Origin of the sequence: Planosporangium thailandense (genome assembly GCF_011947195.1) — a bacterium.
Classification (GTDB): Bacteria; Actinomycetota; Actinomycetes; order Mycobacteriales; family Micromonosporaceae; genus Planosporangium; species Planosporangium thailandense.
In genome coordinates, this window is the sequence record NZ_JAATVY010000051.1 from 1 (window position 1) to 15,419 (window position 15,419).

Consider the following 15,419-nt stretch of genomic DNA (forward strand, 5'->3'; position numbering starts at 1 on the left):
GACTTCCCGGATGAGCGCCAGCTGCACCGCGGCCAGCTTCGCCGCCAGCACCATCGTGCGATCCAGCCGCGCCACCAGCGCCGCGTCCGAGGCGGCCCACGCCGGCTGCGCCCGGCACTCTTGCAGAGCCCGGTCGATCACCGCCAGCGCGTCCTCCACGCCCGGCACGCTACCGGCCGCCTACGACAAAACCTCGAACGCACGTACTATTCCTTGGCTTTGTGTGGGTCGATCTGAGTAGCGCGCTCCTTGCTGGGGTTGCCAGGATGGACGTATGGCGCTGCGCGATCCGGGTCCGGTGTTGTCGGAGCACGTCGGTGTGGTGGCCGCGCCTGTCGGTCGAGTTCGGCCGGTCGTGCTCGCGGTCACGACGGGCGAGTTCCGTGGGGCCGATGTTCCCCTAGTCCTGGGTGGACATGCTGATCGACAGGTCCTGGTTACCGGCGGCCCGGATGTCTTCAGCGCCATCGTGGTCGGCATCCCGTTGACGATCGAGGTTGACCACGATGGTGGCTGGGTTCAAGCCCGCGGGCAATGGTGGTGGTGTGGCCGGTTCCAAGTCGAGGAGGGCACGTCGGGCGACACCGTGGTGCGTCAACGCACCTTCAACTGCGCCTCCGGTGTCGGCGCGAAGTTGGTGCCGTTCACTGTTGGGCGCGGGCATCGGCGTGACGGCGAGAAGGCGCTGCGCCGCCTGCTCAAGGACCTGTCCGAACGCCTGGACTGCGAGACCTGGATGCTGCCGGACCGCTGACGTTCCGGGCGGGGTCGTTCACCGGTCGGAAGTAGCAGCGGCGCCGCCCGACCAGGGTCGACGCTCGGCCAGCGAAGTACCGCTGTCATGCCAGGGCGTCCGCCGTCAGGTCTGGGTTGGCAGGATGATGGTGTTGCCGTCGAGGTAGAGGTAGATCGCCTCGACCACGGGCCATCTGGTCGACACGACGCCGACAACCGCCGGCGTCATTGTCGCCACCTACCGACCCCGCTCCTCGGCGTAGACAATGAGGCTGCCGCGGATTGACGTTCTCCCCGCCCTAAAGGACGGGGATTCCCTCCGCGCTGCGCGGGGAACGCGCGGCGCCCGGGTGGATTACCGCTTCCCTGCGCGCCGCCGGCACTGGTGCCGGTCTTACGTGCACTCCACGGTCGTTTGAGTTGTCCCAGCGCCCCTGGGCCAACACGTTGCGGGCCGCGTTGACATCCCGGTCGTGAACCGCGCCGCACGGGCAGGTCCACGACCGCACGGACAGCGGCTTGGGTCCGTCGAGTCGGCCGCACGCCGAGCACGTCTGCGATGTGGGCGCGAACCGGGCGATCTTGGCGAAGGTCCGCCCGTACCGGGCGGCCTTGTACGCCAGCATCCCGTCGAAAGATGCCCAACCGGCGTCGTGGACGGACTTGGCCAGCCGGGTCCGGCCGAGACCAACGACGCACAGGTCCTCGACGTACACCGCTTGATTCTCGCGGATGATCGTCGTGGACAGCTTGTGCTGCCAGTCCCGCCGGGTGTCGGCCACCTTCGCGTGCGCGCGGGCGACCGTCACGACGGCCTTCTTGCGGTTGTTCGAGCCTTTCTGCTTGCGGGACAGGTCCTGCTGCAACCGACGCAATTTGCGGGCGGCGCGGCGCAGGAACCTCGGAGCGGCCACCTTCGTGCCGTCCGCCATGACCGCGAAGTGCGTCAGCCCAAGATCGATACCGACCTCGGTGTCCAGCTCGGGCAGCGGCTCGTCGGTGGCCTGCACGACGAACGACGCGAAGTACCGGCCCGCCGCATCCTTGATGATCGTCACCGACGACGGGTCGGCCGGCAGCGGCCGCGACCACACCACCCGCAGGTCACCGACCTTCGGCAGCCGCAGCCGGCCGTCGTCGCGCACCGTGAACCGGGCGTTGACGGTGAACCGGATCGCCTGCCGGTTGTCCTTACGGGATCGGAACCGAGGCGGACCCACCCGGCGGCCCTTGCGCTTGCCCGACAAGGAGGCGAAGAAGTTGCGGTACCCCACGTTCAGGTCGGCCAGCGCCTGCTGCAACACCACCGCCGACACCTCCGAAAGCCACGCCCGCTCCGGGGTCTTTTTGGCCTCGGTGATGACCCACTTCGACAGCTCCCCGTCCGAGATGTACGGCAACCCAGCCTCTCGGGCCTGCTGACGTGCGCGCAGCCCGTCATTGAACACCACCCGCGCGCACCCGAACGCCCGCGCCAGCGCCTCGCACTGGCCGGGCGTCGGGTAGACGCGATAGCTGTACCGCAGCTGCACGATCGCACCGTATCCTCCCCGTCTGACAAACCCAGACGCCTATCCGCCTTGCCGGCGGATAGGCGTCCCCTGCCCCGCGACGCGGGAAGGTCCGCTTCACCCCCGGCCTGAAGGCCGGAGCACTGCGGACGGTCTCGGTAGCTGCTGCACTGTGGTTGTCTTCAGGAATGCGGCTATGTCCGCCAGACCACCTGCCCCACTCCGCTGGGACGGGAATTGCCGGCTCAGGCCGCCGGGGCTCTCGACTCTCGTCCATTCTCGGGGCCCCACTCGATTCGGCTTCTTATCTATCGGTGTCACGACCGCAGCCCGACAGACGCCTGCCGCGTGGCACGAGTCGTACCTTCAGCTGAGACCGCGGTGGGCGGTCCACAGCGCGCCGGCGCGGCTGGCGGCTTTGTCGACCAGGGCCACCACCTCGGGTCTGTCGGGCACCGGGAACGAGACGTAGGTGCCGCGGCCGCCGCCTGTCGGTCGGCCGTAGGCCTTCGCCGCGAGGCTCCCGTCCGGCAGGAGTCGGACGTTGAGCGTGGTCAGCGTGAACTCCTCACCGCGTCGAGTGTCGGTCCAGCGGAGCTCCTCCGGGATCGTGACGTTGATGGCCAGGGCGCTCACGTCGATGGATTCGTCTCCGCTCATGGGCGCATGTTCTCACGCGTTCCGACGCCTGCTCGTGCCGCGGGTATTACCCCCGGAGCGGCCAGTGGCGCGCGACGGTCGGCCGTAGTGCCTGGTTGGCGACCGGTGCCGACAGCCCTCCGAACACGTGCGGCACAGGCGTGACGTTGCCCCTCAGCCGTGCCTCGCCCCTTAGGAGTGCCTCGCTCCTAAGGAGTGCATTGCCCCTTAGGAGTGCATCGCCCCCTTGGCCGGTGGCGAGGCAGCTGGAGTGCCTTCGTCTTCGTCCCTGGATCCAGGGTGCGCTAGATTGCCGGGGTCCTATGCACCAGGCTAGGCGGACGGCTTCGCTGCGGTGAGGAGAACGCGAGCAGAATGCGAGCAGAACGCGAGGAGAAGCTGTGATCGGCCGCGTGTACGCAGTGGTGCTCGATTGTCCAGATGCGGAGTCGTTGCTGGCCTTCTACCAGCAGGTGACCGGCTGGCAACGCGAACAGTCCGCCAATGGCGACTGGCTCACCCTGCGCGGCGACAACGGCATGCGTTTGGCGTTTCAGGAAGTACCGGACTATCAGTCTCCACGATGGCCCGGGGCCGGCTGCCCGCAGCAACTACATCTCGACGTCATGGTGGACGACCTTGACGTAGCCGAGCCTCAGGTGCTGGCGCTCGGCGCGACACTGTTGGAGGGGTCGGACAAACCTGTCGGGTGGCGGGTGTATGCGGATCCGGCCGGCCATCCCTTCTGCCTGACCACCAACTGAGCCCGAACTCCGGCGGCCGGACCGGTGGTCTAGTCGGTCTCGTCCCGCTGTTCCTGCAGTCGCCGCTGTTCACGCCGTACCTCGGCGTACGTCTCGCGCTCACGCATGAGCCACGGCGGCGGCTCAGCGATGAGGGCCGCGATCTGCGCGGTCGTGAGCGGCTCCGTGATGCCCCCGCGGGCCAACCCGCTGTTGGACACCCGTAGTCGGGCGGCAACGACACTCCGCGGGTGGGGACCGTTCCGGCGCAGATCGACGAGCCACTGCGGCGGGTTGTGCTGGAGCTCGTCGAGTTCCTCGCGGGACACCAAGCCTTCCTGGAACTCCCGCGGTGTCGCCGGCAGGTACACGCCGAGCTTCTGCGCCGCCGTGGCGGGCTTCATCAGCTGGGACTTCTTCGGCTTGTTCACCTGATCAGGGTATCGACCCGGCAACCAGCCGGGCACATCGCCCGGACCGGGGTGCCCGCCGTCACCTGCCAGGTTCGGGGCTCCCGATACCCTGAGCTGGTACCGCATCCGCTTGCGGCTGGCCGACGCGTCGGAGGTAACGTGCCCGTCCCCGAGGATCGCCGCCCCGCGACGTTCCGGCTTTTGATCGTCCCCGGTGTCACCGTGGACAAGTGGGGCCGCAGATGGTCCGAGCGGTTGCCGGGGGTGGATCTGCAACTGGTACCCGCCGAGGCCGCCCGGGCCGCCGCCACGCTGCTGACCGCAGGGGCCGACGCCGGTCTCGTCCGGCTGCCGGTCGACCAGGACACCTTCCACGCCATCCCGCTGTACACCGAGGTGACGGTCGTCGTGGTTCCCCGCGATCACCTGCTCGCCGCGGCCGATGAGGTGACCGTCGCGGATCTTGCCGACGAGACGCTGCTGCGGCCCCTGGACGACGTGCTCGACTGGACGGGCGCGTCGGTTGCGCCCGCGACCGTCGCCACCGACCGCCCTGCCACCACGGCTACCGCTGTCGAGCTCGTGGCTGCGGGCGTCGGCGTCCTCGTCGTTCCGCAGTCCCTCGCCCGCGCCCACCACCGCCGCGACGTCACGTATCGCGTGGTCACCGACGCCCCGACGTCCTCGGTCGCGCTCGTATGGGCACGCGACCGGTACACCGACCTCATCGAGGAGATGATCGGGATCGTCCGTGGCCGGACGGCGAACAGCACCCGCGGACGGGCGCAGGCGCCGGCAGCGTCCCCCGAACCGTCCGTGCGGACACCGACCGAGGGCGGCGCGGCTCGCCGTACGCCCGCATCAGGGCGCGCAGGCGCCCGCCGCGGCGGCCCGAACCCGCGCACATCGCCGCCGCGGCGACGGCGGCGGTGACGGCGGCGACGGCGGCGACGGCGGCGGTGCCGCGTTGCGGCCGTATTCAGATGGCGGTCGCGCCCGACACCCGCCAGTCCCGGCCCACCTTGACCATCGTCAGCGTCACCCGGTTCTGGTCGACCTTCTCGCCGACGATGTTGACGTTGCGCCGGTACTGGTTGACGTACAGCATCAGATCGACCCGGTCCGGGGTCGCGGTGATGACACCGGTCGCCGAAACCTGGGCGCGGACCACGGCCTGCTCCTTGGTCGCCGCGGTCTTCAGCGACGAGGTGGTCTGCGCGTACTCCTTGGCGAACGCACCGGTAACGAACGTCTTGCCGTTGGCGACGCTGGAGTCGAAGGTGCGGTAGTCGTACGAGAAGATCGCCTGCGCGGCGGGGCCGGCCGCCGCGATCGCGTCCCGGATGGCGCCGTCGCGCTGCTCCCCGCGGTACCGGCCGTACCACGCGGCGCCGGCGACCGCGGCGAACACCACGATGGCGACGATGAGCCCGACCACCAGGCCACGGCCGGGAGCGCCGGCGCGGGGGCGGCCGAGAGGGCCAGAACCGACATGGTCAGAACCGACAGCGCCAGAACCTCGCATCGCAAACCTCCCGATCAGCCCACGAACTGGAGCTTCGCCACCAGCCACCGCCCCGACTTCGCGTCCTTGGTCATATTGACCTGGATGCGGTAGTGGGACAGCCGGCCCTGGGGCACCTTGACGTTCTTGACGGTCGCGTCGACGGCCACCAGCACGACGGCCGAGTCGGTGTCGCCGGACACGAGCGCGGCGCGCAGGACCGAGCCGCGCGAGTCCACGTTGTTCTCGACGACCGCGGCGCGTACCTGCGCGGCGCCCCGGCTGAACTCGTCCTTGAAGTCGCCGGTCGCGCCGGTGGTGACCCGTTGGAGGTCGCGGTCGACGGTCTTCGCGCTGACCGACACGAAGTTCACGGTGGTCTGCCGTGCGGCTGCGAGCGCCTGCTGGTGTGCCGCGTCGAGCTGTTGCCGCTGGTACCAGCCGTACCCGCCCCAGCCGGCTGCCGCGATCGCCGCGACGAGCAGGACGAGCAGACCGACGACGAGCAGCCCCGGTCCGCGGCGGGCGCCCCCGCCCGAACGCGTGCGACTGCTGGAGCGCCTGCTCCGCCGCGCCGCCCGGTCGCGCTCGGCCGGGGCAGCGTCAGCAGGGACGGCGTCGACAGGGGCGGCGTCAGCAGGGGCGGCGTCGACAGGGGCGGCGTCGACAGGGGCGGCGTCGACAGGGGCGGCGTCGACCGGGGCGGCGTCGACCGGGGCGGTGTCGACAGGGGCGGTGTCGGTCGGGGCGGCGTCGACTGGCACCGCGGCGCTGTCCGTCACGGCCGGCCCGTTGTCGACCAGCGTCGCACCACTGTCAGCAGCTTCCGCCGCCGTGCCGGCCGACTGGTGCGGCGGGCGGCGTACCACCGTGCGGCGGCGCGCCAGGCGCCGCAGCTCAGCCGTTGATCTCGTAGGTGTCGACATTCCTGGCTCCTCCACCCCGTCCGCGCTGTTCGTTTCATCCGTGCTCATGGCGCGATCCCGGCCAGGAGCAGCTGCTTCCAGGACTGCTCGCCCGCCATCTGGTACTGGCCGCCGGTGCCGCCGAGCTCCAGCGGCAGCCCGTCCGGTCCGGTGACCACGCCGGTGGTCGGGTCGTAGCCGGCGGCGGCCGGGCTGTCCTGCGCCGCCGACTGCGCGCCGCCGGTCGACCCGGAGCCGGTCGACCCGGAGCCGGTCGAGGTGGGCGTCGAGGCGGAGCCGCCGGGCCGCGGCGCGTGCTGGGCACTGCGTACGCCCGCGCCCTGGCTCTGCTCGCTCGCCGTGCAGGCGTACGCCTCGCGGCTCTGCGTGTAGTTGCACGACGGCGGGTCATTGACGTTGACGACCAGGCCGAAGTGCGCGGTGCCGTCCCCGGGTACGACGGTGAAACCGCCGGCCACCACGATCGGGTACGCGACGAGCGCCTGCTCGATGCCGGCCACCCGCCGGGCGGCGATGCCGTTGACCGTGACCAGGTTGCCGAGCAGCGTGCCGATGTTGGGGTCCAGGTCGCGCAGCAGCCCCACCAGCTGGGTCGCTGCCGGCGGCCCGGCGGCGAGCAGCTTGCGCAGGTCCGGGTCGGAGCTGCGCAGCGTCGCGTTGAGCTGGGCGAGCGCCGCGGCCCAGCGCCGGATCGCGTCCGACGAGGCGATCTGTGTGGTGAGGACGGTGTCGCCGTCCTGGATGAGCTTCAGCTGCTGCGGCAGGTTCCGGTTGGCGTCCTCGAGCAGGGAGCCGCTGGCGTCGAGCAGTTGCCGCAGGGCGGTCTCGCTGCCCTCGAACGCCGTGCCCAGCTCGTTGATGACCGTGGTCAGGTCCTGCGGGTTCACCGAGCGGACGAGGGCGTCGAGGTTGGTCAGCAGGACCTCGGGGGCCAGCGGCAGGCCGGTGCGGCTGGCGGGGATCACGGCGCCGTTGCGCAGGTACGGGCCGGCGTCGGTGTCCGGCCGAAGGTCCACGTACTGTTCACCGACCGCGGACCGCTCGGACACCACGGCGTGCAGGTCGGTCGGGATCTGCGTGCCGTGCTGCATCGTCATGTCGACCCGGACCACGTTGCCGTGCAGTTTGACGGCCGTCACCCGGCCCACCTCGACGCCCCGGTAGGTCACCGGCGCGTTGGCGAAGATGCCACCCGCCTGGGCGAAGTCGGCGTGTACCAGGTAGGTGCCGCCGATGAGCTGGCCACCGAGGCCGACGTAGCGCAGACCCACGTACCCGATGCCGAGCATGGCCACGACGACGAACGCGAGAACCTGGATGCGGACGGTTCGCGTGATCACGGGTGCAGCCCCCCTCCGAGGACATTGCCGAGGCCGCCGAGCTGCCCGACGATCTCGCCGGTCGCTCCGGTCAGGCTGGGCAGGGTCGGCGTCGTGCCGGTCTGGTCGGGCAGCAGGCAGCCCGGCGTCAGGATGGTGCCGGGTACCAGCCGGGTGCCCTGGGGCAGCACGGTGCCGGCCGGGACAAGGCCGTCGGGTGGCACGTACCCGCCGGTCGGGATGGGGCTGCCCGGCGGCAGCGACGTGCACTCGGCGGGCAGCTTGCAACTGGCCGGCAGCTTGTCCAGGCCGGGGAGCACCGCGCCGGCCGGGATGCAGACCTGGGGCAGCACGCCGGGTACGGGCGGGGTGGCCGGGGTCGGCGTCGGGACCTTCGGCGCCGTCGGCTTGATGTTCGACGGGGACGGTTTCGCCTGGTACGTCGGCACCGGGCCGGTCGCGGCGACCAGGTTGGACAGGATGTCCGCGGCGCTGAGGTCCAGCGTGGCGTGCAGGTTCATCGCGTCGCCGCTGACGGCGCTGTCGGCGTTCGGCGGGAACGGGTACGACAGCATGAAGTCCAGTGACTTCGGCAGGTCGTTGCCGGCCTGCACGAGCTGGTCCAGGATCGGCTGCAGCGACTTGAGGTCGGCGATCGTGTTGTCCCGGCTGGCGTTGATCACCCGTGTGCCGACCTGCCCGAGCTGGCCCAGCGCCGTGAGCGCGTTGGTGAGGTCGGCGCGCTGCTGGTTGAGCACGGTCAGGCCGGGGGCGAGGGAGTCGACCGCGGTCCCGATCGTGGCGCGCTGCGCCGACAGCTGGGCGGTGAGCCGGTCCAGCGCGTCGATGGCGCGTACGATGTCTTCCTTCTGCGCGTCCAGGCCGCTGACGAACGTGTTGAGCTGGCTCAGGGCGTCGCGGGCGTTCGATTCCCGTCCGTCGAGCGCCTTGGCCAGCTCCTCGTTGATCGTCTTTAGCTGGGCCAGGCCGCCGCCGTTGAGGATCAGGCCGAGCGCGCCGAGTACCTCCTCGACCTCCGCGCTGCGCTGCGTGCGCGCGAGCGGGATCACGTCGCCGTCGGACAGGGTCCCGACCGGCTTCCCGGCGGTGGGCGGGGCCAGCTCCACGAACTTCTCGCCGAGCAGGCTGGTCTGCCGGACGGAGGCGGTCGCGTTGTCGGGCAGGTGGACCTTCTTGTCGATCTTCATCCGGACCCGGGCGGTCCAGCCGGACAGCGAGATCTTCTCCACGCTGCCGACGGTGACGTCGTTGACCTTGACGGCCGACTGCGGCACCAGGTCGAGGACGTCGGAGAACTCGGCGGTGACGTGGTACGCGGCGCCGCTCGGCGCGCTGCCGGGCAGGGGGAGATCGGCCAGGCTGGGCGGGGTGCAGCCGGCGGTGAGCGCCACCGCGAGCGCCCCCGCGACGGTGAGCGGGCCGGTACGGGCGAGCCGCCGGTTCATGACTTCCCCCGCAGGATGCCGCCGAGCGTCGGGTCGCTGTCGGTGATGACGCCGGTCGCCGGTCCCGCCCCCGTGGACCCCGCTGGCTGCGGGGTGGAGGTGCCGGTGGCGGCGGGCACGGTACCGGGTGGCAGCCCGATCAGCTTGCGGAGCTGGTCGGTCATCGGCAGGCTGTGCGCGTTGAGCGTCTGTGCCAGCGCGAAGCACTCCTGCGGTACCTGCGTCGACGACAGCGTGTCGACGATCAGGGAGCAGACGTAGCTCGCGGGATCGTACGGGCCCATCGCGTTGTCGCGGGTGTCGAGCGTGCCCGACCGGGCGTTGTACGCGAGGTTGAGGTTGGACAGCGCCAGTGGCGTCACGTCGAGGATGTCGATGATGGCCCGCTGCTGGCGCACCAGTACGCCGGTGATGTCGGTCAGCGCGTTCACATTGGACTTGAGCAGGTCACGGTTGTCTTTGACGAACGTGGTGACCTGAGCGAGCGCGGCAGCCAGGCTGTGCAGCGCGGTGGCCAGTTCGTCGCGTTCGCCGGCCAGCTGCTCGGAGACGGTGGCCAGCTGCTGGTTGAACTGGCGGACCTGCTGGTCGCTCTCGGCCAGCGCGGTGGTGAACTTTTGTAGGTTGTCGATGCTGCCGAACAGGTCCTGCCGGCCGTCGGACAGCGTCGTGAGCGCCTTGGACAGCCCGTCGAGGGTGTCGTGCAGGTTCTGTCCGTTGCCCTGCAGGTTTTTCGCGCCGGTGGCGAGTACGTCGGTCAGCGCGCCGTTCGCGTTCGCCCCGTTCGGGCCGAGCGCCTTGTTGAAGTCGTCGAGGGCCTTGTAGACGTCGTCGACCTCCAGCGGCACGGCCGTTCGCGACAGCGACAGGTGCGCCCCGTCGGCCATCCGCGGCCCGCCCGAGTACGCCGGGGTGAGCTGGATGTACCGGTCGCTGACCACGCTCGGCGGCACGATGACCGCCTCGGCGTCGGCCGGGATGTCGTACCGGGGGTCGTAGGCCATCTCGACGCGTACGGACCTGCCCTGCGGTTTCACCGCGACCACGGAGCCGATCTTCACGCCGAGCACCCGCACGTCCGAGCCGTCGTGGATGCCGATGGTCTTCTCGAAGTCCGCGACCAGCCGCCGCTGCGGGGTGCGCGCCTGCCAGATCGCGACGCCGGCCGCGGCGACGAGCGCCACGCCCGCGCCGGCGGCCACCCAGGTCCGCCACCTCATCAGCGACCTCCGATGGTGGGTTGGTAGGGCTGGAGCAGCCCGGCGACGTACGAGTCGAACCAGCGCCCGTTGCCGACGACGTTCGAGAACGCGGTGACGAACCGGCCCATCGACTGCAGCGCGTGCTGGAGGTTGTCGCTGTTGCGCTGCAGGATCGACTCGACGTCGCGCAGTTGCTGCAGCGCCGGTTGCAACTGCTTCTGGTTGTCGGTGACCAGCCCGGACAGCTGGGTGGCCAGGTCGTTGGTGGTCACCAGCAGGTTGTGGATCACGTCGCGGCGCCGGTTGACCTCGTCGAGCAGCAGGTTGGCGTCGGTCACCAGCTTCTGGAACTCCGTGTCGCGGTCGGCGAGTACGCCGGTGACCGTGCGCGCGTGGGAGAGCAGGTCGCGTAGCTGCGCGTCGCGGTCGGCGACGGTCTGCGACAGCCGCGACAGCCCGGTCAGCGACGCCTGCACGCTCGCCGGAGTGTCGGCGAACGTCTGCGAGAGAACCGTGAACGCTCCTGCCAACTGCTTGGTGTCGATCTGGTCGAGGGTGCCGGCCAGCCCGGTCACCGCCTGCATGACGTCGAACGGCGACGCCGTGTGGTCCAGGGGGATCTCGCCGCCGGGGGCCAGCCGGCCGGTACCCGACGGGTCGAGCGCGAGGTACTTCTGGCCGAGCACGGTCTTGATACGGATCGTCGCCTCGGTGTCGCGGCCCAGGTGCACCGCGCCGTCCGTGACCCGGAACCGGACCCGCACGTACGTGCTGTGCGCCGTGCGCGCCAGCTCGACGCCGCTGACCGTGCCGACCTTGACCCCGGCGATGCGGACCTCGTTGCCGCTGACCAGGCCGCTCGCGTCCCGGAAGGCGGCCTTGTACTCGGTGCCGCCGCCGATCAGCGGCAGGTCCGAGACGCGGAACGCGGCGAGCACCATGCCGGCCAGCACCGCGATGCCGATCGCGCCGATGACGACGGGGTTGCGTTCCCGGAACGGTTTCACTTGCCACCTCCCGAACCGGAGCAGCGGGCGCCCGGCGCGCTGAACGTCGCCGGGTTGACCGAGCCCGCGCCGGGCAGGGTCACGTTGCCGTCGAAGTCGCACAGGTAGAAGTTGAACCAGGAGCCGTACGAGGCGGTCCGGGTCAGCGTGTCGTACCGCCTGGGCAGCCGCTGGAGCGTGTCGTCGAGCACCGACGCGTTCTGGTTGAGCGTCGTGGCGAGCTTGCCCAGGTTGCCGACGTCGGAGGCGAGCGGCGCCCGCGCGTCGGTGAGCAGCGACGCGGTCGAGCCGGTCAGCTCGCCCAGGTTGGCCAGCGCGTCGCCGATCGCCGTACGGTCGGCGGCCAGCCCGGACACGAACTGTTGCAACTGCGTGATGGTCTGGTCGAGGTTGTGGTCGCGCTCGCTCAGGGTGGCGAGGACGTTGTTGAGGTTGGTGATGACCCGGCCGATCACCGCGTCCCGGTCGGCCAGGGTGTTGGTCAGCGAGGCGGTGTGCTGCAGCAGGCTCGCCATCGTGCCGCCCTCGCCCTGCAGGACCTGGATGATCTCGTACGCCAGCTTGTTGACGTCGGTCGGGGTGAGCGCGGTGAACAGTGGCCGGAAGCCGTTGAACAGCACGGTCAGGTCGAGCGACGGTACGGTCCGGGACAGCGGGATCAGCCCGTTCGGCCGCAGCCGCTGTCCGTTGCCCGGCGCCTCGGAGAGCGCGATGTAACGCTGGCCGACGAGGTTCCGGTACCGGATCTTGGCCTGGACCGTCGTCTCCACCGGCACCTGGTTGTCGACGCGGAACGTCACCTCGGCGATCTTCGTGTGGACCAGCTTGATGTCGGTGACCTGGCCGACCTTGACCCCCGCCACGCGGATGTCGTCGCCCGGGAGCAGGCCCGCGACGTCGGTGAACTGGGCCCGGTACGTCGTGCCCGGGTTGAAGCTGATCGACCCGAGGGTCTGCGCGAGCAGGCCGGTCAGGACCAGCGTGACCGCCGCGAAGACGATGACTTTGACCAGCGGCGCGACAATCCCGCGCCCATCGAGTGCCTTACTCATGCCGGCCCTCCGCTTCGCTCCGTGCCGGCATGAGGCTCGACTGCACTGAGCCTGCTGGTTCGCTCGCTCACTGCGCGTTCACCACCGTTCCGCGCAGCAGCGGGCCCCACAGGAGGTCTGCGATGTCCGGTACCTGCCCCGGCGGCGTTCCGGTGGCCGCGCCGACCAGCGGCTTGAGCAGGTCCTGCTCCTCGGCGGTACCGGCGGTGCCCATCGCCGGGCTCGGGGCGCCGGCGGGCACGCCGACCGCCAGCAGGGGCGTCTGGCGCTTGGTGCCGTAGTCGTACCCGTCGTTGAGGGCCACCTGTGGCGCCGGCACCGGCGGCCCGGGCAGGCCACGGCAGTCCGGGCCGTTCTTCGCGCCGTACACCGGATCGTCCTGGCCCGCCACGTACTTGCCGTTGTTCTGCGTGACCTCGAGGGTGATGTGCATCCGGCCGCCGGAGAACACCTTCTCCAGCTGCGGCTGGAGCGTGACCAGCCCGCGGGTGACGCACGGGTACTCCGGGGCGTACTCGGCGAGCAGCTCCAGCACCGGCCGGCTCACCGAGCCGAGCTGGATCAGCTGGTCGCCGTGGTCGTCGAGGAAGTTGCGGGTGACGTCGGCGGCGTCGGTCGTGTCCGCGAGGAAGCTGGCCAGCTGGGTGCGCTGGTCGACGACGGTACGGGCGGTGACCGAGGCGTCGCGCAGGATCGACAGCAGGTCAGGCATCGCTCCGCTGTAGGTGTCCAGCACGCTCGCGAGTTTGCGGACGTCGTCGCGGATCGTCGGCAGCTGCTTGTTGAGCGTGGCGAGGTAGGTGTCGGTCGAGACCAGGTCCTGGCCGATGCGGTCGCCGTTGCCGCGCAGCGCTTCGGCGAGCGCGCCGAGGGTGGCGGCGAGCTTGTCGGGCTGGATGGTCTGCAGCAGCGGAAGCACGTCGTCGAGCACCCGCTCCAGTTCGATGGCCGAACTGGTCCGGTCCTGGCCGATCACCGCGCCGGCGTGGATCGGACCGGACGCCCGCCCGTCGGGCGGCATCAGCGCGACGTACCGCTCACCGAACAGCGTCTTGGGCAGCAGCCGGGCGGTGACGTTGCCGGGGATGAGCGGCGCCTGCGCGGGGTCGAGGGCCAGGCGGAGGGTGGCGGTGTGGCCGTCGGAGGTGATGCCGCGAACGTCGCCGACGACGACGCCGCGCATCTTGACCTCGGCGCCCTCGAGGATCTGCGCACCGGTGTGGTCGGCCTTCAGCGTCACCCAGGTGACCGGGGTGAAGGCCTTCTCGTACTGCAGTACCGACGCCGTCAGCGCGGCGGCGAGGACGACGATGAAGGCGATGCCGAGGAATCGGTTCCGGTTCATGGTCACCCCGCAATCCGTACGGTCGTGGAGGCGCCCCAGATCGCCAGCGACAGGAAGAAGTCGACGAGGTTGACCGAGACGATCGCGAGCCGTACCGCCCGGCCCACCGCGACGCCGACGCCGGCCGGTCCGCCGTTGGCGGTGTAGCCGTAGTAGCAGTGCACGAGGACGACCACGAGACTGAAGACCAGCACCTTGGCGAACGACCACAGCACGTCGGCCGGCGGCAGGAAGAGGTGGAAGTAGTAGTCGTAGGTTCCGGTCGACTGGCCGAAGTAGATGGTCGCGATGCTGCGGGTGGCCAGGTAGCTGGCGAGCAGCCCGATGATGTACAGCGGGATGACCGCGATGAACCCGGCGATCATCCGTGTGGTGACCAGGAACGGCAGCGACGGGATGCCCATCACCTCGAGGGCGTCGACCTCCTCGGAGATGCGCATGGCGCCGAGCTGGGCGGTGAAGCCCGAGCCGACCGTGGCCGACAGGGCCAGCGCCGACACCAGCGGAGCGATCTCCCGGGTGTTGAAGTACGCGGAGATGAAGCCGGTGAACGCGCTGCTGCCGATCTGGTTGAGCGACTGGTAGCCCTGCAGACCGACCTCGGTGCCGGTGAAGAACGTCATGAAGGCGATGATTCCGACGGTGCCGCCGAGCACCGCGAGGGCGCCGGTGCCGAAACTGACCTCGGCCAGCAGGCGGATGACCTCCTTCTTGTACCGCCGGACCGTGCGCGGTGTCCACGCGAACGACCGCAGGTAGAAGGAGAGCTGCCCGCCGAGATCGTCGAGGCGGTCGAAGATGGCCACGTCAGCTCCCCTTCTGCGGTACGACCTGGAAGTACACGGCCGTGATGACGAAGTTGAGCGCGAACAGCAGCATGAACGTGATGACGACGCTCTGGTTGACCGCGTCACCCACACCCTTCGGGCCGCCCTTCGCCGTCATCCCCTTGTAGGAGGCGACCACCGCCGCGACGATGCCGAACACCGCCGCCTTGATCTCGCCGGCGACCAGGTCCGGAAGCTGGCCGAGCGCCTGGAAGCTCGCCAGGTACGCACCCGGCGTGCCGCCCTGCATCATCACGTTGAACGCGTAGCCGCCGCACACGCCGACGACGTTGACCAGGCCGTTGAGCAGCACGGCGATCACCATCGAGGCGACGATCCGCGGGGCGACGAGGCGGTGCAGTGGGTCGATGCCCAGCACCTCCATCGCGTCCAGCTCTTCGCGGATCTTGCGTGAGCCCAGGTCGGCGCAGATCGCCGAGCCGGCGGCGCCGGCGACGATGAGGGCGGTCACGATCGGCCCCGCCTCGCGGACGATGGCGATGACCGAGGCGGCGCCGGTGAACGACTGCGCGCCGAGCTGCCGGGTCAGGGAGCCGAGCTGGAGCGCGATGACCGCGCCGAACGGGATGGACACCAGCGCGGCCGGCAGGATCGACACCGAGCTGATGAACCAGGCCTGCTGGATGAACTCGCGCACCTGGAACGGCCGGCGGAACACGCCCCGCAGCGCGTCCAGGCAGAACGCGAAGAAGTTGCCGTAGATCCGCAG

16 protein-coding genes are annotated in these 15,419 nt (G+C 70.3%); 3 read left to right on the forward strand and 13 right to left on the reverse strand.

Annotation, left to right across the window (positions count from 1 at the left end; all coding sequences use genetic code 11):
- Window positions 1-274: 274 nt before the first annotated feature.
- The gene (locus HC031_RS31590) at window positions 275-754 is read left to right on the forward strand and encodes a hypothetical protein (RefSeq protein WP_167929126.1); all 480 of its coding nucleotides are present in this window, start codon (window positions 275-277) and stop codon (window positions 752-754) included.
- A gap of 280 nt (window positions 755-1,034) precedes the next feature.
- On the opposite strand, the gene HC031_RS31595 is transcribed toward HC031_RS31590, so the two are convergent.
- Together HC031_RS31595 and HC031_RS31600 are read right to left on the reverse strand one after the other, a co-directional pair.
- Entirely contained in the window at window positions 1,035-2,267 is a 1,233-nt protein-coding gene (locus HC031_RS31595) for an RNA-guided endonuclease InsQ/TnpB family protein (RefSeq protein WP_167929127.1), read from the reverse strand.
- Between the two features lie 345 nt (window positions 2,268-2,612).
- Window positions 2,613-2,906 (reverse strand): hypothetical protein, encoded by a 294-nt coding sequence (locus HC031_RS31600; protein ID WP_167929128.1) that lies wholly within the window; start codon window positions 2,904-2,906, stop codon window positions 2,613-2,615.
- A 380-nt stretch (window positions 2,907-3,286) separates the two neighbouring features.
- Between HC031_RS31600 and HC031_RS31605 the strand changes: the two genes are divergently transcribed.
- On the forward strand, window positions 3,287-3,649 hold the full coding sequence (locus HC031_RS31605; RefSeq protein WP_167929129.1) for a VOC family protein: 363 nt from the start codon (window positions 3,287-3,289) through the stop codon (window positions 3,647-3,649).
- Window positions 3,650-3,678: 29 nt separating this feature from the next.
- Here the strand turns inward: HC031_RS31605 and HC031_RS31610 are convergent, their stop codons facing one another.
- Window positions 3,679-4,059 (reverse strand): DUF5997 family protein, encoded by a 381-nt coding sequence (locus tag HC031_RS31610; RefSeq protein ID WP_338090933.1) that lies wholly within the window; start codon window positions 4,057-4,059, stop codon window positions 3,679-3,681.
- 141 nt (window positions 4,060-4,200) lie between these two features.
- Here HC031_RS31610 and HC031_RS31615 point away from each other — a divergent pair, with 141 nt between their 5' ends.
- Window positions 4,201-4,974 carry a LysR substrate-binding domain-containing protein gene (locus HC031_RS31615; protein WP_167929130.1) on the forward strand — a complete coding sequence of 258 codons (774 nt, stop codon included), beginning with the start codon at window positions 4,201-4,203 and terminating at the stop codon, window positions 4,972-4,974.
- A 46-nt stretch (window positions 4,975-5,020) separates the two neighbouring features.
- Here HC031_RS31615 and HC031_RS31620 read toward each other — a convergent pair whose 3' ends face one another.
- From HC031_RS31620 to HC031_RS31665, 10 genes are all read right to left on the reverse strand, one after another.
- Window positions 5,021-5,479 (reverse strand): hypothetical protein, encoded by a 459-nt coding sequence (locus tag HC031_RS31620; RefSeq protein WP_167929131.1) that lies wholly within the window; start codon window positions 5,477-5,479, stop codon window positions 5,021-5,023.
- 101 nt (window positions 5,480-5,580) lie between these two features.
- Complete coding sequence (locus HC031_RS31625) at window positions 5,581-6,519, reverse strand: hypothetical protein (protein WP_167929132.1); 939 nt, start codon at window positions 6,517-6,519, stop codon at window positions 5,581-5,583.
- Window positions 6,516-7,811, reverse strand: a complete 1,296-nt coding sequence (locus HC031_RS31630; protein WP_167929133.1) for an MCE family protein — start codon at window positions 7,809-7,811, stop codon at window positions 6,516-6,518. The genes HC031_RS31625 and HC031_RS31630 overlap by 4 nt, the downstream gene beginning before the upstream one ends.
- The gene (locus HC031_RS31635) at window positions 7,808-9,256 is read right to left on the reverse strand and encodes an MCE family protein (RefSeq protein WP_167929134.1); all 1,449 of its coding nucleotides are present in this window, start codon (window positions 9,254-9,256) and stop codon (window positions 7,808-7,810) included. The genes HC031_RS31630 and HC031_RS31635 overlap by 4 nt, the downstream gene beginning before the upstream one ends.
- The gene (locus HC031_RS31640; protein ID WP_167929135.1) at window positions 9,253-10,476 is read right to left on the reverse strand and encodes an MCE family protein; all 1,224 of its coding nucleotides are present in this window, start codon (window positions 10,474-10,476) and stop codon (window positions 9,253-9,255) included. The genes HC031_RS31635 and HC031_RS31640 overlap by 4 nt, the downstream gene beginning before the upstream one ends.
- Window positions 10,476-11,465: an MCE family protein gene (locus HC031_RS31645; protein ID WP_167929136.1), complete on the reverse strand. Its 990-nt coding sequence runs from the start codon at window positions 11,463-11,465 to the stop codon at window positions 10,476-10,478. The genes HC031_RS31640 and HC031_RS31645 overlap by 1 nt, the downstream gene beginning before the upstream one ends.
- Window positions 11,462-12,517, reverse strand: a complete 1,056-nt coding sequence (locus tag HC031_RS31650; protein WP_167929137.1) for an MCE family protein — start codon at window positions 12,515-12,517, stop codon at window positions 11,462-11,464. Before HC031_RS31650 ends, HC031_RS31645 begins: the two co-directional genes overlap by 4 nt.
- A gap of 67 nt (window positions 12,518-12,584) precedes the next feature.
- Window positions 12,585-13,862, reverse strand: coding sequence for an MCE family protein (locus HC031_RS31655; RefSeq protein WP_167929141.1), 1,278 nt, complete (start codon window positions 13,860-13,862; stop codon window positions 12,585-12,587).
- Window positions 13,863-13,864: 2 nt separating this feature from the next.
- Window positions 13,865-14,668: an ABC transporter permease gene (locus HC031_RS31660; protein ID WP_167929138.1), complete on the reverse strand. Its 804-nt coding sequence runs from the start codon at window positions 14,666-14,668 to the stop codon at window positions 13,865-13,867.
- 1 nt (window position 14,669) lies between these two features.
- A partial coding sequence (locus HC031_RS31665; RefSeq protein ID WP_420813717.1) for an MlaE family ABC transporter permease occupies window positions 14,670-15,419 on the reverse strand: 750 nt, incomplete at its 5' end.

Excerpts from the sequence above, each read along its gene's own strand:
- HC031_RS31650 (WP_167929137.1), bottom strand. The coding sequence starts at position 12,517 with ATGAGTAAGGCACTCGATGGGCGCGGGATTGTCGCGCCGCTGGTCAAA.
- HC031_RS31635 (WP_167929134.1), bottom strand. The coding sequence starts at position 9,256 with ATGAACCGGCGGCTCGCCCGTACCGGCCCGCTCACCGTCGCGGGGGCG.
- HC031_RS31625 (WP_167929132.1), bottom strand. The coding sequence starts at position 6,519 with ATGAGCACGGATGAAACGAACAGCGCGGACGGGGTGGAGGAGCCAGGA.
- HC031_RS31640 (WP_167929135.1), bottom strand. The coding sequence starts at position 10,476 with ATGAGGTGGCGGACCTGGGTGGCCGCCGGCGCGGGCGTGGCGCTCGTC.
- HC031_RS31655 (WP_167929141.1), bottom strand. The coding sequence starts at position 13,862 with ATGAACCGGAACCGATTCCTCGGCATCGCCTTCATCGTCGTCCTCGCC.
- HC031_RS31590 (WP_167929126.1), top strand. The coding sequence starts at position 275 with ATGGCGCTGCGCGATCCGGGTCCGGTGTTGTCGGAGCACGTCGGTGTG.
- HC031_RS31600 (WP_167929128.1), bottom strand. The coding sequence starts at position 2,906 with ATGAGCGGAGACGAATCCATCGACGTGAGCGCCCTGGCCATCAACGTC.